The sequence below is a fragment of the Streptomyces sp. WZ.A104 genome (assembly GCF_002382885.1).
Taxonomy (GTDB): domain Bacteria; phylum Actinomycetota; class Actinomycetes; order Streptomycetales; family Streptomycetaceae; genus Streptomyces.
This window is the reverse complement of sequence record NZ_NWVL01000003.1, coordinates 69,922-84,255: the sequence shown is the minus strand read 5'-3', so window position 1 is coordinate 84,255 and position 14,334 is coordinate 69,922. Positions and strand designations below refer to the sequence as shown.

13 protein-coding genes are annotated in these 14,334 nt (G+C 71.0%); 7 read left to right on the top strand and 6 right to left on the bottom strand.

The window, feature by feature from the left end:
- The first annotated feature begins 118 nt into the window (after positions 1 to 118).
- The gene (locus CIB93_RS02455) at positions 119 to 691 is read left to right on the top strand and encodes a VanZ family protein (RefSeq protein ID WP_096623546.1); all 573 of its coding nucleotides are present in this window, start codon (positions 119 to 121) and stop codon (positions 689 to 691) included.
- 93 nt (positions 692 to 784) lie between these two features.
- Positions 785 to 991: a PspC domain-containing protein gene (locus CIB93_RS02450; RefSeq protein ID WP_018490974.1), complete on the top strand. Its 207-nt coding sequence runs from the start codon at positions 785 to 787 to the stop codon at positions 989 to 991.
- Between the two features lie 87 nt (positions 992 to 1,078).
- Here CIB93_RS02450 and CIB93_RS02445 read toward each other — a convergent pair whose 3' ends face one another.
- Together CIB93_RS02445 and CIB93_RS02440 are read right to left on the bottom strand one after the other, a co-directional pair.
- Positions 1,079 to 1,381, bottom strand: coding sequence for a hypothetical protein (locus tag CIB93_RS02445; RefSeq protein WP_096623544.1), 303 nt, complete (start codon positions 1,379 to 1,381; stop codon positions 1,079 to 1,081).
- 134 nt (positions 1,382 to 1,515) lie between these two features.
- The gene (locus CIB93_RS02440; protein WP_096623542.1) at positions 1,516 to 2,670 is read right to left on the bottom strand and encodes an adenosine deaminase; all 1,155 of its coding nucleotides are present in this window, start codon (positions 2,668 to 2,670) and stop codon (positions 1,516 to 1,518) included.
- A gap of 113 nt (positions 2,671 to 2,783) precedes the next feature.
- Between CIB93_RS02440 and CIB93_RS02435 the strand changes: the two genes are divergently transcribed.
- Positions 2,784 to 3,545 (top strand): alpha/beta hydrolase, encoded by a 762-nt coding sequence (locus CIB93_RS02435; protein WP_257001977.1) that lies wholly within the window; start codon positions 2,784 to 2,786, stop codon positions 3,543 to 3,545.
- Between the two features lie 162 nt (positions 3,546 to 3,707).
- Here CIB93_RS02435 and CIB93_RS02430 read toward each other — a convergent pair whose 3' ends face one another.
- Positions 3,708 to 4,661 (bottom strand): LysR family transcriptional regulator, encoded by a 954-nt coding sequence (locus tag CIB93_RS02430; protein ID WP_065487641.1) that lies wholly within the window; start codon positions 4,659 to 4,661, stop codon positions 3,708 to 3,710.
- Between the two features lie 62 nt (positions 4,662 to 4,723).
- Between CIB93_RS02430 and CIB93_RS02425 the strand changes: the two genes are divergently transcribed.
- From CIB93_RS02425 to CIB93_RS02415, 3 genes are all read left to right on the top strand, one after another.
- Positions 4,724 to 6,028 carry an MFS transporter gene (locus tag CIB93_RS02425; protein ID WP_096623540.1) on the top strand — a complete coding sequence of 435 codons (1,305 nt, stop codon included), beginning with the start codon at positions 4,724 to 4,726 and terminating at the stop codon, positions 6,026 to 6,028.
- Positions 6,029 to 6,151: 123 nt separating this feature from the next.
- The gene (locus CIB93_RS02420) at positions 6,152 to 6,868 is read left to right on the top strand and encodes a L,D-transpeptidase (RefSeq protein ID WP_096623538.1); all 717 of its coding nucleotides are present in this window, start codon (positions 6,152 to 6,154) and stop codon (positions 6,866 to 6,868) included.
- A 174-nt stretch (positions 6,869 to 7,042) separates the two neighbouring features.
- Positions 7,043 to 8,080: a sigma-70 family RNA polymerase sigma factor gene (locus tag CIB93_RS02415; RefSeq protein WP_096623536.1), complete on the top strand. Its 1,038-nt coding sequence runs from the start codon at positions 7,043 to 7,045 to the stop codon at positions 8,078 to 8,080.
- A gap of 165 nt (positions 8,081 to 8,245) precedes the next feature.
- Here CIB93_RS02415 and CIB93_RS02410 read toward each other — a convergent pair whose 3' ends face one another.
- On the bottom strand, positions 8,246 to 8,620 hold the full coding sequence (locus CIB93_RS02410; RefSeq protein WP_096623534.1) for an STAS domain-containing protein: 375 nt from the start codon (positions 8,618 to 8,620) through the stop codon (positions 8,246 to 8,248).
- 272 nt (positions 8,621 to 8,892) lie between these two features.
- Here CIB93_RS02410 and CIB93_RS02405 point away from each other — a divergent pair, with 272 nt between their 5' ends.
- Entirely contained in the window at positions 8,893 to 12,177 is a 3,285-nt protein-coding gene (locus CIB93_RS02405) for a S8 family serine peptidase (RefSeq protein ID WP_096623704.1), read from the top strand.
- 100 nt (positions 12,178 to 12,277) lie between these two features.
- Here the strand turns inward: CIB93_RS02405 and CIB93_RS02400 are convergent, their stop codons facing one another.
- Complete coding sequence (locus CIB93_RS02400; protein ID WP_096623532.1) at positions 12,278 to 12,868, bottom strand: Uma2 family endonuclease; 591 nt, start codon at positions 12,866 to 12,868, stop codon at positions 12,278 to 12,280.
- 97 nt (positions 12,869 to 12,965) lie between these two features.
- Positions 12,966 to 14,243 carry a thymidine phosphorylase gene (locus CIB93_RS02395; RefSeq protein ID WP_096623530.1) on the bottom strand — a complete coding sequence of 426 codons (1,278 nt, stop codon included), beginning with the start codon at positions 14,241 to 14,243 and terminating at the stop codon, positions 12,966 to 12,968.
- Positions 14,244 to 14,334: the final 91 nt, after the last annotated feature.

Sequence of the window (14,334 nt, the reverse complement as noted above, 5' to 3'; positions counted from 1 at the left end):
GGCACCCCGGGCTGACGGGCGGATGTCCGGTCCGGGTCCGTCCGGGCCGCCGCACCACGCAGCCGCACCGGGCGGCCGGGAAAGTCACGGAACCGATCCTGCCGGTCGGAACGTCTTGGTGGGCGTGCGTCAAGGTTCGGACGGTCAGACCGTCATCCACTTCCGCGCGGCGGGGGTCACGCTCCTCCTCGCGCATCTGCTGCTCGTCGGGTGGCTGACGATGCGCCCGCTGGACGTGCCCTGGATCGCGGCCGCGAATTTCGAGCCGTTCGCCGGGATCAGAGCGGACCTCGCGCTCGGCCGGACCGAGGCCGCCCGCCGGATCGGCGGTGCGCTGCTCCTGCTGGCCCCGCTCGGTGTGCTGCTGCCGATGGCCGGCGGGCGGATCTTCGTCTCCCCCTGGGTCTCGCTGCTGCGCACGGTCACCGCGGGGGCCCTGATCTCGCTGGCGATCGAGCTGGGCCAGACCGGGGTGCCCGGTCAGATCGTCGACGTCGACTCGGTGCTGCTGAACACCACCGGGATCGCGCTGGCGCATCTCCTGGTCGTACCGGTCTGCCGGGCGCGGCTGCGCCGCCGGGGGCTGCCGGGGGTACGGGACCTCCCCCGGTACCACCAGGAGACCCGCCTCAGGGACGAGGCCCCTCAGGGGTCGACCCCGACGATTACCGGGGTCGGTATCGCCCCGTAGAGCGATGCTTTGTCCCCCTTCGCAGCGGCACCATGGATACATCGGGAGCACAACAGGCTGCTCCCTCGGCAACGCTTCGCGAAGGAGCCCACCATGGCCGCACTGGTCCGCCCCACTGAAGGCCGCATGATCGGCGGCGTGTGCGCGGGACTCGCCCGGCGCTTCGGCACGTCGGCCGGCACGATGCGCGTCATCTTCGTCGTCTCCTGCCTGCTGCCCGGCCCTCAGTTCCTCATCTACCTGGCGCTCTGGGCGCTGCTGCCCTCGGAGAAGTCCGCCTCGTCCGCTTCGGCCTGGTGACGCGCCGCGCGACGGGGAGCGGAAACGCGCGGTGGGGCGCACACCCTGGGTCAGGGTGTGCGCCCCACCGGCATGCGCGGGTGCGGATCAGCCGCCGAGCGGGATTCCGTTGGCGGAGAGGCCCTGGGTGGGCAGTCCGCCGAGGAGACCGGTGACCGGGGCGGCCGCGTCGGTGGCGTCGCCGCCGAGGACCTTGTCGACGGTGTCCTGGACCGGGGCGTGCTGGACGGACTGCGCGACGGTGTCCAGCGCCATCGTCGAGACGGGGAGGGCGCCGGCCGCGGTGTCGAGCGGCAGGGAGGGAGCCGCGGAGGCGCTGCCGGCGGCGGCAGCGGCGAAAGCGGCACCGAGAGCGGCGACACCGAGAGTCTTGGCAGCAGACTTCTTCATGGAGAATTCATCCTTGGGGAAGGGGATGTGAGCGGCTCTGCAAGCTAGCCATCCCGCCGCCCGCTCCGCAAACATCCCGACACGCGGAAAGCGGCCGGGAATATGCCTCCCGACCGCTTCCCGTATGGGGAGGATCAACCGGCGGACACCGAAGATCCGCTGGTCACAGCGGTCTGGCGGAAAAGCCACTCGGACTTCAGCTCCGCGTAACCGGGCTTGACGACGTCATTGATCATCGCGAGACGTTCGTCGAAAGGAATGAAAGCTGATTTCATCGCATTGACTGTGAACCACTGCATGTCGTCGAGCGTGTATCCGAATGCCTCGGTCAGCCGCTCGAATTCCTGGCTCATGGTCGTGCCGCTCATCAGCCGGTTGTCCGTGTTCACCGTGATGCGGAAGTGCAGCTTGCGCAGCAGCCCGATCGGGTGCTCGGCGTAGGAGGTGGCGGCCCCGGTCTGGAGGTTGGAGGTCGGGCACATCTCCAGCGGGATGCGCTTGTCCCGCACATAGGAGGCGAGGCGGCCGAGGGTGACCGAGCCGTCCTCGGCGACCTCGATGTCGTCGATGATCCGGACCCCGTGACCGAGCCGGTCGGCGCCGCACCACTGGAGGGCCTGCCAGATCGACGGCAGCCCGAAGGCCTCGCCCGCGTGGATGGTGAAGTGGTTGTTCTCCCGCTTGAGGTACTCGAACGCGTCGAGGTGGCGGGTGGGCGGGAAGCCGGCCTCGGCGCCCGCGATGTCGAAGCCGACGACGCCCTGGTCGCGGTAGCTGTTGGCCAGCTCGGCGATCTCCAGCGCGCGGGCCGCGTGCCGCATCGCGGTGAGCAGGGCGCCGACGCGGATGCGGTGGCCGTTGGCACGGGCGATGCGCTCGCCCTCGCGGAAGCCCGCGTTGACCGCCTCGACGACCTGTTCGAGGGTCAGGCCGCCCTCCAGGTGCTGCTCGGGGGCGTAGCGGATCTCGGCGTAGACGACACCGTCCTCGGCGAGGTCCTCGGCGCACTCGGCAGCCACCCGGAACAGCGCGTCACGGGTCTGCATGACGGCACAGGTGTGGGCGAAGGTCTCCAGATACCGCGGCAGCGAACCGGAGTCGGCGGCCTCGCGGAACCAGATGCCGAGCTTGTCGGTCTCGGTCTCGGGGAGGGAGTCGTAACCCTGCGCGCGGGCCAGCTCGATGATCGTGCCCGGCCGAAGGCCGCCGTCGAGATGGTCGTGGAGCAGCACCTTGGGGGCGCGCCGGATCTGGTCGGAATCAGGGACATTCGGGGTCTGGCTCGTCATCTGGGCACTCTAGCGCCTACGCGCGTAGAGCACCCGCCGACGCCTTCTGTCGATGCGTAACAGTGACCGGGAAGTCGGGTGGAGTACACCCGCTCTTCTGAGACTGTTCTGTCATGGGACAGCGCGCACTCCCCCTGACACCCCCCAGGCTGGGGCGGGCCATACAGACGACCGGAGCACCGTACGAGGTCAGCGGCGTGGTTCTGCTGCTCCCGGACGGGGAGGCCGACTCACGGCGCCGCCCCTCCACCCTGTCGTACGCGACACAACTGCCGTTCGCCCGCGCCCTGGCCCGGGCCGGGGAGGGTGACGGGCTCGCGGTACACGTTCTGCGCTACCGCTGCCGGGGCTGGAACGCGGACGACGAGCACCCGGTCCGGGACGCCGTGTGGGCCGCCGACGAGGTCCAGCGGCGCTACGGGGACGTACCGGTGTGCCTGGTCGGGCACGGGATGGGCGGCCGGGCCGCGCTGCGGGCCGCCGGGCACGGGGCGGTCAACTCCGTCCTGGCGATGGCCCCGTGGCTGCCGGAGCACTCCGCGGCCGCCCCGGAGCCGGTGAAACAGCTGACGGGGCGGAGGGTGTTGATCGTGCACGGCACCAACGACGAGCGCACCGACCCGGAGTTGTCGTACCGGCTGGCCGAGCGGGCGAAGAAGTCCAACCGGGACACCTGCCGCTTCGAGGTCCACTCCGACGGGCACGCACTGCGCCAGCACCGGTCCGAAGTGGTGGCGCTGGCCGCCGACTTCGTGCGCGGCTCGCTGTTCGCCCGGTCCTACGCCCGCCCGGTCCAGGACGCACTGGCCGCACCGCCGCCGCTGGGGCTGCGGATGCCGCTGGCGGCGGGGTTCGGGCGGTCACTGCGGCACTGAGGCGGGTGCCGGGCAGTCGTACCCCACGACGCTGCAGGGCACCTCTCCGACCACGGTGGCCCGCAGGACCTGCCGGGCGTGCGGGGCGGTGGATGAAGTATGAGCTGACGGAACATTCCTTCCCTTTCGGATAGAGAGGCGAACCGCGCCCGGGTCTCCCCCTCAGTCCGGCAGCAGGTTCCCCCGGCGCGAGAGCAGGAACCGCTTGAAGGCGGCGACCGGCGGGGTGTCGGGGTGCCCGTCCAGCCAGGCGACCCCGATCTCGCGGGCCGCGCGCGGGGCCGTCACCGTCAGCTCGACGACGCCCGGCCGGGCCACCGCGGGCGGCGGCAGCAGGGCCACACCGAGCCCGGCGGCCACCAGTCCGCGCAGGGTCTCCGCCTCCTCGCCCTCGAAGGCGACCCGCGGGGTGAAGCCCGCCTGGGCACAGAGGTCGTCGGTGATGCGACGCAGCCCGTAACCGGGCTCCAGGGTCACGAACGTCTCGTCGGCGGCCTCCGCGAGGCGGATGCGGCGGCGCGAGGCGAGGCGGTGGTCGTCCGGGACCACCAGGCGCAGCCGCTGTTCGTCGAGGCGGCGGGTGACCAGGTCGGGGGCGTCGGGCACGGGCGAGGTGAGGCAGAGGTCGAGACCGCCCGCGCGCAGCCGTTCGATCATCGCCTCGCCGTAGTTCTGCACGAGCTGGAAGCGGACCCTCGGGTGGTCGACCCGGAAGGCGCGGATCAGGGCGGGCACGGTCTCGGAGCCCATGGTGTGCAGGAAGCCGAAGGAGACCCGGCCCGCCGTCGGGTCGGCGTCCGCGCGGACCGAGTCGGCGGCCTTCTCCACCTCGGCCAGGGCCCGTTCCGCCGAGCCGAGGAAGGTGCGGCCCGCCGGAGTGAGCGAGACGGTACGGCCCTTGCGGGCGAACAGGGCGACGCCCAGGTCCGCTTCGAGCCGGACCATGGCCCGCGAGAGCGTGGACTGCGGGACGCCGAGCTCGTGCGCGGCGCGGGTGACGTGCTCGTGGCGGGCGACCGCCTCGAAGTACGCGAGGCGGGGGGCGAGGACGGCCCGGATGTCTTCTTCGTAACTACTTGGTGACAGCCGAGGTCCTGAGCTGCGTTCATGCGCCATGGGATTGATTATGACGGTTTCGTGCATTGGACGCATGAAACCGGTCCGTCTACTTTCGACGTATGCCTCCCGCTGATACCGGGGCATCCACCGTCGTGGTGGGTGCCTCCGACCCGTCGTCCCCCGTCACCACCACTGCCGCTCCCGCCGCCGACGAGCGCCTGGAGCCCGGCCGCCCCGGATATCGCCGGATGAGCTTCGCGCTCTTCGCCGCGGGTGTCGCGGCCTTCGCCCTCCTCTACTCCACCCAGGCGCTGCTGCCCGCGATCTCCGCCGCGTACGGCGCGAGTGCCGGGCAGGCGAGCTGGACGGTCTCGGCGGCGACCGGGGCGCTGGCGCTGTGCGTGCTGCCGCTGAGCGCGCTCTCGGAGCGGTTCGGGCGGCGGCAGATGATGACGGCGTCACTGGCGGTCGCGGTGCTGGTCGGGCTGCTGGTGCCGTTCGCCCCCTCGGTCGGCTGGCTGATCGCCCTACGGGCCGTCCAGGGCGCGGCGCTCGCCGGGCTTCCGGCCTCCGCGATGGCGTATCTCGCGGAGGAGGTACGGCCCAAGGCGCTGATCGCCGCGATCGGGCTGTTCGTCGCGGGCAACAGCATCGGCGGTATGAGCGGCCGCATCCTCACCGGCTGGGTCGCCCAGGCCTGGGGCTGGCGCGCCGCGCTCGCGGCGGTCGGGCTGCTCGCGCTGGCGTGCGCCGTCGCCTTCCACTTCCTGATCCCCAGGGCCCGCAACTTCCGGCCCGGCTCGCTGAACCCGAAGACGCTGGCGAAGACCGTCGCGACCCACCTGGGCAACCCGCTGCTGGTCCGGCTGTACGCGATCGGCGCGCTGTTCATGACGGTGTTCGGCGCGGTCTACACGGTGATCGGCTACCGGCTGATCGAGGAGCCGTTCAACCTGCCGCAGGGCGTCATCGGTTCGATCTTCCTGGTCTACCTGGTCGGCACGGTCTCCTCCGCCGCGGCCGGACGGCTGGTGGCCCGCCTCGGCCGCCGGGGCGCGCTGTATCTGGCGGTCTCGACCACGGCGGCCGGGCTGCTGCTCTCGCTGGCCGACCGGCTGACCGCCGTACTGCTGGGCCTGGTGCTGATCACGGCCGGGTTCTTCGCCGGGCACGCGGTCGCCTCGTCCTCGGTGAGCCGGACCGCGACGACGGGCCGGGCACAGGCATCGGCGCTCTACCAGTCGGCGTACTACCTGGGCTCCAGCGCGGGCGGCACGCTCGGCGCGATCGCCTTCCACACCGGGGGCTGGGCGGCGACGGTGGCGCTGGGCCTGCTCGCCGTCCTCGGCGTCGTCTCGATCACGCTGTACGGGACCCGGGTGGCGCGGGCGGAACGACGGGCGCTCGTCCCCGCCACCCGGTGAGCGACTCCACCCGCGCACAACCGGGACGCAACTGACACATACCTGCGCGCAACCACCGCTCCCCTTCGCACGTCTACCAGGCGTAATCAACAACGCACTGGGGGCGAAGGGGAGTTGGCGCGCATGGGAGTCACGGCGAGAATATCCGGAAGACGGCTGAAGCGCGGGGTGGCGCTCTCCGTGGCCGGGCTGGTGGCCGCACCCGCCCTGGTCCTGGGCACCGGCGCCTCCGCCCACGCGGCGTCCTGCACCAAGTCGGCGGGGCCGTACCAGAAGCAGGTCGAGAAGTTCCTGAAGCGGCCCGTGGACGGCAAGCAGTCCACCGCCGACTGCAAGGCGATCCAGAAGTTCCAGAAGAAGCACGGGATCACCCCCACCATGGGCTACGCCGGTCCGCTGACCTGGCGCACGATGAACACGATGCTCGCCCAGAAGGCGGCCGGGAAGAACCCCAACAAGGCCAGGAAGTGCCCCACCGACAAGGGGCGCATCGCCTGCGTCGACCTGACGCGGCAGCTGAGCTGGATCCAGGACGGCAAGAAGCTGAAGTACGGGCCGGTGCCGGTGCGGACCGGCCGCAACGGCGTCGAGACCCGGACCGGGTCCAAGAAGATCTACTGGCGCAACATCAAGCACTGGTCGACCATCTACAAGGTCTGGATGCCCCACTCCCAGTTCTTCGACGGCGGCCAGGCGTTCCACTCGGTCACCAAGTCCATGTACAACCCGCCGGGCTCGGGCGGCTGCGTCAACATGCGCCCCGCCGACGCGAAGGCATACTGGAAACTGCTGAAGAACGGCGACGACGTGTACGTGTACGGGCGCAAGCCCGGGACCTGAGCGAGGCGCTGGGAGCACCCGAGGGGTGCCGGACACCGTGGCCGGAGCCACGGCGTCCGGCACCCCTGTCCGCTTTCCCGACCGGATTCCGCCCCGGCTGTCAGTGGCCTGCGGTAGCTTCCGATGTACCGGGTGACGGATGCCACAGCGCGGCTGCGCGACAGGGGTGGAGCGATGAGCGATCTGACCACGACGACTGCCTCGGGAGCGGCGGGCGCCGGGAAGCCCGGCACGGCCGATGACGCCGGGATCGACAGCCGTCTGGAAGGGCACCGGATCGAGCTGACCGGTTACTGCTACCGGATGCTGGGCTCGGCCTTCGAGGCCGAGGACGCGGTGCAGGACACCCTGGTGCGCGCCTGGCGCAACTTCGACAAGTTCGAGGGCCGTTCCTCGCTGCGTTCCTGGCTCTACCGAATCGCCACCAACGTCTGCCTGGACATGCTGAAGGCGGGCAACAAGCGCGCCCGCCCGGTGGATCTGACCGGCCCGACCCCGCTCGCCCAGGCCGCGCTGAGCCCCCGCCCGGAGAACGTCTGGCTGGAGCCGATGCCCGACGGCCGCATCCTGCCGTCGGTCCAGGACCCGGCGGAGGCGGCGGTGGCGCGTGAGTCGGTACGCCTCGCGTTCGTCGCCGCGCTCCAGCACCTGCCGCCCAAGCAGCGGGCCGTGCTGATCCTGCGCGAGGTCCTCGCCTGGAAGGCCGCGGAGGTGGCCGAGCTGCTGGAGACCTCCGTCGCCTCGGTCAACAGCGCCCTCCAGCGGGCCCGCGCCACGCTGACGGAGACGGAGGGGCGGGCCGGGGACGCGGCGGACCCGCTCGACGAGGAGCAGCAGAAGCTCCTGGAGCGCTATGTGAAGGCGTTCGAGGGGTATGACATGGCCGCCCTGACCGCGCTGCTCCACGAGGACGCGGTGATGACGATGCCGCCGTTCGACCTGTGGCTCCGGGGCACCGGGGACATCACGGGCTTCATGACCTCCATCGGCGCGGCCTGCGCGGGCTCCCGGCTGGTGCCCGTCTCGGCCAACGGCTCCCCGGCCTTCGCGCACTACAAGCCCGATGCGGAGGGGGACGGCTTCGTGCCGTGGGCGGTGCAGATCATCGACGTGCGGGACGGGGCGATCACCGGGATGCACTGCTTCCTCGACGTCCCGCGCTGGTTCCCGCTGTTCGGACTGCCGGAGCGGCTGCCGGCCGACGCGTCCTGAGGCAGTGCGCGCGTCTGACACCGTACGCGTGTGCTGAGGCCCCCCGCGCGCGTCTGAGACCGTGAGCACGTCCTGAGGCAGTGCGCATGTCCTGAGCCAGCAAGCACGTCCTGAGGTCCCTGCGCGCGGAGAACGGCCGACTGCCCGTCGGCCGTTCTCCGTACGTCAGTGCGCTTCCGGCACCCGTTCCTCCGGCCCCTCCTCCAGGGCCACCACCTCGGCCAGCCCCACCAGGTCCAGCAGCGCCCGGAATTCGGGTTCCGCCCGGCGCAGCCGCAGGGTGTGTCCGGCCCGGCGGGCGACGAGTGCCAGCCGGGCCACCGCCTCGACGGCGGTCAGATCCGGCCGGACCACGCCGCCCACATCGCAGTCCACCGCCGCACCGGGGGCGAGGGCGGCGCCCCGCGGCCCGGCGAGGGCACGCTCCAGCTCGGCGCAGAGGTCGGGTACGACAGCACGGCTGACCCGGCCGGTCACGGTCAGGGTGATCGGATTTTCGGCGTCCACACCAGGGAGACCGCCCGCGCGGGCGAAATTCATCGGCCCTTCCGCACGGCCCCCTTCGCTCGGCCCCCGCGCAGGGGCACTTTCGCGTCATCTCAGAGCTTCCGTGCAGATTCCGCGAACCAACGCACCCGGCTTTCCCTCTAGTTCGGTGAACCGGCGGCCGCACCCGTCGCTACTCCTGTGGGCCTGCGGACCGACGGCACGAAGAACCATCGAGTTCTCCAGGGGGAGAGTTGCGCAGACACGTGAGAAACGCGTGCATACCCGCGGTCGCCACAGCGGCCGCCGTGGCACTGGCGGCCGGCATGGTCAGCCCTGCCGTCGCCCAGCCGGACCCGAGAGGGACGACAGGCATCCGCGCGCAGGCCCAGGACCGGGAGCTGCACCATCTGACCCTCATCACCGGTGACCGGGTCAGCGTGGACGCCAAGGGCCGGCCGGTCTCCTTCCGGCCGGCGAAGGGCCGGGAGCACATCCCGGTCCAGCGGATGAGCAACAAGGGACACACCCTCGTCGTCCCGGCCGACGCCCACCGGCTGATCGTCTCCGGCAAGCTCGACCGGCGGCTGTTCGACGTCACCGAGCTGAGCCGGCCGGAGAACCTGCGGGCCCAGCGGGACGGCCTGAAGCTGATCGTCGGCTACCGGGGCAAGCAGGCCTCCGCCGCGAAGGCGCAGGTCCGCGACGCGGGCGGCACCGAGGTCGGCCGGAGCCTGAAGTCGCTGAACGCCGAGTCGGTGACCACGCCGACCGCCGACGCACCGGACATCTGGAAGGCGCTCACCGAGCGTCGCGCCGGGGGCGAGCGGGTGACCACCGCCGCAGGCGTCGACCGGGTCTGGCTGGACGGCGTGCGCCGGGCGAGCCTGGACCGGAGTGTGGGGCAGATCGGCGCCCCGAAGGCCTGGCAGGCCGGGTTCACCGGCAAGGGCGTCAAGATCGCGGTCCTGGACACCGGGACGGACACCACCCACCCCGACCTCAAGGGCCAGATCCTCGCGTCGAAGAACTTCAGCGCGTCCGAGGACCTCAAGGACCGGGTCGGCCACGGCACGCACGTCGCCTCGATCGCGGCGGGCACCGGCGCCAAGTCGGGCGGCAGGTTCAAGGGCGTGGCCCCGGACGCCAAGCTGCTCTCGGGCAAGGTGCTGGACGACGAGGGCTACGGCGAGGACTCCGGCATCCTGGCCGGAATGGAGTGGGCGGTCGCCCAGGGCGCCGACATCGTCAACCTGAGCCTCGGCGGCCCCGACACCCCGGAGGTGGACCCGCTGGAGGCGGCGGTCGACAAGCTGTCGGCCGAGAAGGGCGTCCTGTTCGCGATCGCCGCGGGCAACGAGGGCGACGGCGCGGGCACGGTCGGCTCGCCGGGCAGCGCGGACGCCGCGCTGACCGTGGGCGCGGTCGACGACAAGGACCGGCTGGCGGAGTTCTCCAGCCGTGGTCCGCGGATCGGTGACGGTGCGATCAAGCCGGATGTGACGGCCCCCGGCGTGGACACCACGGCGGCCGTTCCGCCCGGTTCGGCGATCGCCCGGGAGGTGGGCGAGAAGCCCGCCGGTTACGCCACCATCTCGGGTACGTCGATGGCCACCCCGCATGTCGCGGGCGCGGCCGCCCTGCTCAAGCAGCAGCACCCGGACTGGTCGTACACGGAGCTGAAGGGCGCGCTGACCGCGTCCACCAAGCCCGGTGCGTACCACCCGTTCCAGCAGGGTTCCGGCCGGATCGCGGTGGACCGTGCGATCACCCAGAGCGTCGTGGCCGAGCCGGTCTCGGTGAGCTTCGGTGTGCAGCAGTGGCCGCACACCGACGACGTCCCGGTCACCGAGAAGGTGACGTACCGCAATCTCGGTACGAGCGACGTCACCCTCGATCTGAAGGTGACGGGCACGGGTCCGACGGGCAAGCCCGCCCCGGCAGGCTTCTTCACCCTCGGCACGGACAAGGTCACCGTGCCCGCGGGCGGCACCGCCGAGGCGACGCTGACCGCCGACACCCGCATCGGCGGCACGGCGGACGGCATCTACTCCGCGTACGTGGTGGCGACCGGCGGCGGGCAGACCGTGCGCACGGCGGCCGCCGTCGAGCGTGAGGTCGAGAGCTACGACCTCACCGTCAAGCACCTCGGGCGCGACGGCCGTCCGGCGCCCTACGCGGAGAGCATGCTCTACGGCTTCGACGACAAGGCCGGCGGCTCGTTCCTGAGTCCGCGGGTCGTCGACGGCACGGCGAAGATCCGGGTGCCCAGGGGCACGTACGTGGTCAACTCCACGGTCTACGGCCACCCGGAGGACTTCACCAAGGGCGTCGACTGGATCGCCCAGCCGAAGATCACGGTCGCCAAGAACACCTCGCTGACGTTCGACGCCCGCAAGGCGAAGCCGGTGTCCTTCAGGTTCCCGGCCAAGAAGGCGAAGGCGTGGACGTTCACGCCCGACTACTCCGTCCAGTCGAAGAACGACCAGGTCTCCTTCGGCTGGCTGATGGACTCCCCGGCGCACTTCCGCACGCTGCACGCGGGCCCGAAGATCACCGACGGTTCGCTCGCCCAGCACTGGACGGGCACCTGGACCACGAACGCGTCCACGCAGTACGACGTCGCGGTCGGCGGCAAGGTCAAGCAGCTGGCGACCGGCTACCAGCGGAAGTTCACCGCGGGCAGCCTGGCCAAGGTGAAGGTCGCCATGGGGGCGAGCGCGCCGAAGAAGAAGGGCGCGATCGGTGCCTGGGGGGCCCTGCCCACGTCGGGCGGCGGCTGGATCAGCCCGGTCGAGCAGAAGCTGCCGGGCACCCGCACGCTGTACGTCACCACTGCCGACAAGGTGCGGTGGACGCTCGACTTCAGCCAGCTGGGCCCCGCCGACGCGGACGGCTTCTCGACCTACGAGGCCGACTACGTGATCGGCGAAATGGCCACGTACAAGGCGGGCAGGACGTACTCCAGGACCGTGAACACCCCGGTGTTCGGGCCGCTGGTGAACAAGCGGTTCGGCATCACCCGTGAGGGCGACCTGCTCGGCGGATCGCTCCCGCTGCTGGCCGACGGCCGGGGCAACCCGGGCTCACAGGCGCTCTCGTCGGTCAAGACCGTCCTGTACCGCAACGGCAAGAAGTTCGGTCAGAACAACGACCCGCTCACCGGCTGGGAGCCCTTCAAGGTGCCGGCCGGCGCAGCGAAGTACAAGCTGTCGACCTCGGTCAGGCACAGCGCGAAGATCAGTCCGCTCTCCACCCGGGTGGACGCGTCCTGGACGTTCCGCTCCAAGAAGACCGGCTTCACCATGCTGCCGGTCTCCACGGTCCGGTTCACCCCGGCCGTGGGCGTCGACGGCCGGGCCAAGGCGGGCAAGACCGTCTCCGTCCCGGTCAAGGTGCACGGCGCGGCCGCGGGCAAGAACCTGAAGTCGCTGAAGACGTACGTCAGTTACAACGGCGGCAAGACCTGGAAGAAGGTCACGGTCAAGAAGGGGAGGATCACCGTCAAGAACCCGGCGAAGGGCAAGGCGATCTCCTTCTCCGCCACGGTCACCGACAAGAAGGGCAACATCTCTTCGGTGAAGATCTACAGCGCGTACCTGGGCAAGTAACAGGCAATCACGGGTAGTTCGGGTAGTTCACCCTCAGGGTGTCCTGCACGACTGCGGCCCGCCGCACGGAACCCCTTCCGCGTGGCGGGCCGTTCGTGCGTCAGCTGACCGGGAGGACGCCGGTGTCCACAACCAGCTCGAACGGCGCGGGGAGGGACAGTTTCCGTCCGTACTCGACCGTTTCCAGAACCCGGTACGTGCCGCCCTCCGGCTCTCCGTAGAGCGTCGCGGTCGGGCGGCCGGAGTGCCAGGGGTCGAGGAGCAGGAACAGCTCGACCCCGGCCTTGGCGTAGCCGTTCACCTTGCTGACGCGGTCGTGGTTGGCGTTGGCGCGGGAGGTGATCTCCACGACGAGGCGGGCCTCCTCGGCGGGGACGGTGTTACCCGGTCCGGTGGCGGTGGCGCGGTCCACGACGACGAGGTCGGGGATGTAGATCCCGCCCCGTCCCGGCAGAGAGAGGCCGAGGGTCTGGTAGATCTCCCAATCCTCCGGAATGACGGTGTACAGCCTGCGCTGGAGCAGCTCAGCGGTGGTGTTGTGGTCTTTGGACGGCGGTGGCGACACGGTGACGATCTCCTCGATGATCTCCACCTTGCAGCCCTCGGGTGCGTCCGTCTCCTCCCAGATCCGGACAAGGTCGTCCCAGTCCTGGCCGTGGCCCGGCACGGGGTCGACGGTGAGTGCGCTCATGACGGTCTCCTCTATCGGTACGTCACCGAGTCCAGCATGCCGAACGGGACCGGTGGCAGTCCACCGGTCCCGTTCACCCGTACGAGGAATCCGCAGGTCAGGCGATACGCTCCCGCACCACCGGGAGCGGCGCGAACGATGTGCCCGCCGGGGCGATGTCGTACGCGTCCGGGAGGGCCTTCAGGGCGTAGTCGAACTTCTCCGGGGTGTCCGTGTGCAGCGTCATCAGGGGCTGGCCCTCGGTGACGGTGTCGCCGGGCTTGGCGTGGAGTTCGACGCCCGCGCCCGCCTGCACCGGGTCCTCCTTGCGGGCCCGGCCCGCGCCCAGGCGCCAGGCGGCGACGCCGACGTCGTAGGCGTCCAGGCGGGTGAGGACGCCGGAGGAGCGCGCGGTCACCACGTGCTGCTCACGGGCGACCGGGAGGGTGGCGTCCGGGTCGCCGCCCTGGGCGGAGATCATCCGGCGCCAGACGTCCATCGCGGAGCCGTCGGCGAGCGCCTTCTCGGGGTCGGCGTCCTTGAGTCCGGCGGCGTCCAGCATCTCGCGGGCGAGCGCGAGGGTGAGGTCGATGACGTCCCTGGGGCCGCCGCCCGCCAGCACCTCGACCGACTCACGTACCTCCAGGGCGTTGCCCGCGGTGAGGCCGAGCGGGGTCGACATGTCGGTGAGCAGGGCCACCGTCCGTACGCCGCTGTCGGTGCCGAGCGCGACCATGGTGGAGGCCAGTTCGCGGGCGTCCTCGATGGTCTTCATGAAGGCGCCGGAACCGACCTTGACGTCCAGGACGAGCGCCCCGGTGCCCTCGGCGATCTTCTTGGACATGATCGAGCTGGCGATCAGCGGGATGGCCTCCACGGTGCCGGTGACATCGCGCAGCGCGTACAGCTTCTTGTCGGCGGGGGCCAGCCCGTCACCGGCGGCGCAGATGACCGCGCCGGTGGTGTCCAGGACGTTCAGCATCTCCTCGTTCGAGAGGTGGGCGCGCCAGCCGGGGATGGACTCCAGCTTGTCCAGGGTGCCGCCGGTGTGGCCGAGGCCCCGGCCGCTGAGCTGCGGCACGGCCGCGCCGCAGGCGGCGACGAGCGGGGCCAGCGGCAGGGTGATCTTGTCGCCGACGCCGCCGGTGGAGTGCTTGTCGGTGGTGGGGCGGGAGAGCGCGTCGAAGTTCATCCGCTCGCCGGAGGCGATCATCGCGGCGGTCCAGCGGGCGATCTCGGTGCGGTTCATGCCGTTGAGCAGGATCGCCATGGCGAGGGCGGACATCTGCTCGTCGGCGACCTCGCCGCGGGTGTACGCGTCGATGACCCAGTCGATCTGCTCGGGGGTCAGCTCGCCTCGGTCCCGCTTGGTGCGGATGACGGAGATGGCGTCCATGGGAATCCTTCCGGCCGGTGCGTACGCAGGGTCCTGCCGACTCTACGCGCATAGAGAGGGGGAGGGGGGAGAGGGGAAAAGCGGTGGCCCT

What these genes read in the sequence shown, in the direction of transcription:
- CIB93_RS02400 (WP_096623532.1), bottom strand. Translation starts at nt 12,868, where the DNA reads ATGAGCGCACTCACCGTCGACCCCGTGCCGGGCCACGGCCAGGACTGG.
- CIB93_RS02395 (WP_096623530.1), bottom strand. Translation starts at nt 14,243, where the DNA reads ATGGACGCCATCTCCGTCATCCGCACCAAGCGGGACCGAGGCGAGCTG.
- CIB93_RS02410 (WP_096623534.1), bottom strand. Translation starts at nt 8,620, where the DNA reads ATGAATTTCGCCCGCGCGGGCGGTCTCCCTGGTGTGGACGCCGAAAAT.
- CIB93_RS02430 (WP_065487641.1), bottom strand. Translation starts at nt 4,661, where the DNA reads ATGGCGCATGAACGCAGCTCAGGACCTCGGCTGTCACCAAGTAGTTAC.
- CIB93_RS02445 (WP_096623544.1), bottom strand. Translation starts at nt 1,381, where the DNA reads ATGAAGAAGTCTGCTGCCAAGACTCTCGGTGTCGCCGCTCTCGGTGCC.
- CIB93_RS02425 (WP_096623540.1), top strand. Translation starts at nt 4,724, where the DNA reads ATGCCTCCCGCTGATACCGGGGCATCCACCGTCGTGGTGGGTGCCTCC.
- CIB93_RS02440 (WP_096623542.1), bottom strand. Translation starts at nt 2,670, where the DNA reads ATGACGAGCCAGACCCCGAATGTCCCTGATTCCGACCAGATCCGGCGC.
- CIB93_RS02405 (WP_096623704.1), top strand. Translation starts at nt 8,893, where the DNA reads ATGGTCAGCCCTGCCGTCGCCCAGCCGGACCCGAGAGGGACGACAGGC.
- CIB93_RS02435 (WP_257001977.1), top strand. Translation starts at nt 2,784, where the DNA reads ATGGGACAGCGCGCACTCCCCCTGACACCCCCCAGGCTGGGGCGGGCC.
- CIB93_RS02415 (WP_096623536.1), top strand. Translation starts at nt 7,043, where the DNA reads ATGAGCGATCTGACCACGACGACTGCCTCGGGAGCGGCGGGCGCCGGG.
- CIB93_RS02450 (WP_018490974.1), top strand. Translation starts at nt 785, where the DNA reads ATGGCCGCACTGGTCCGCCCCACTGAAGGCCGCATGATCGGCGGCGTG.
- CIB93_RS02420 (WP_096623538.1), top strand. Translation starts at nt 6,152, where the DNA reads ATGGGAGTCACGGCGAGAATATCCGGAAGACGGCTGAAGCGCGGGGTG.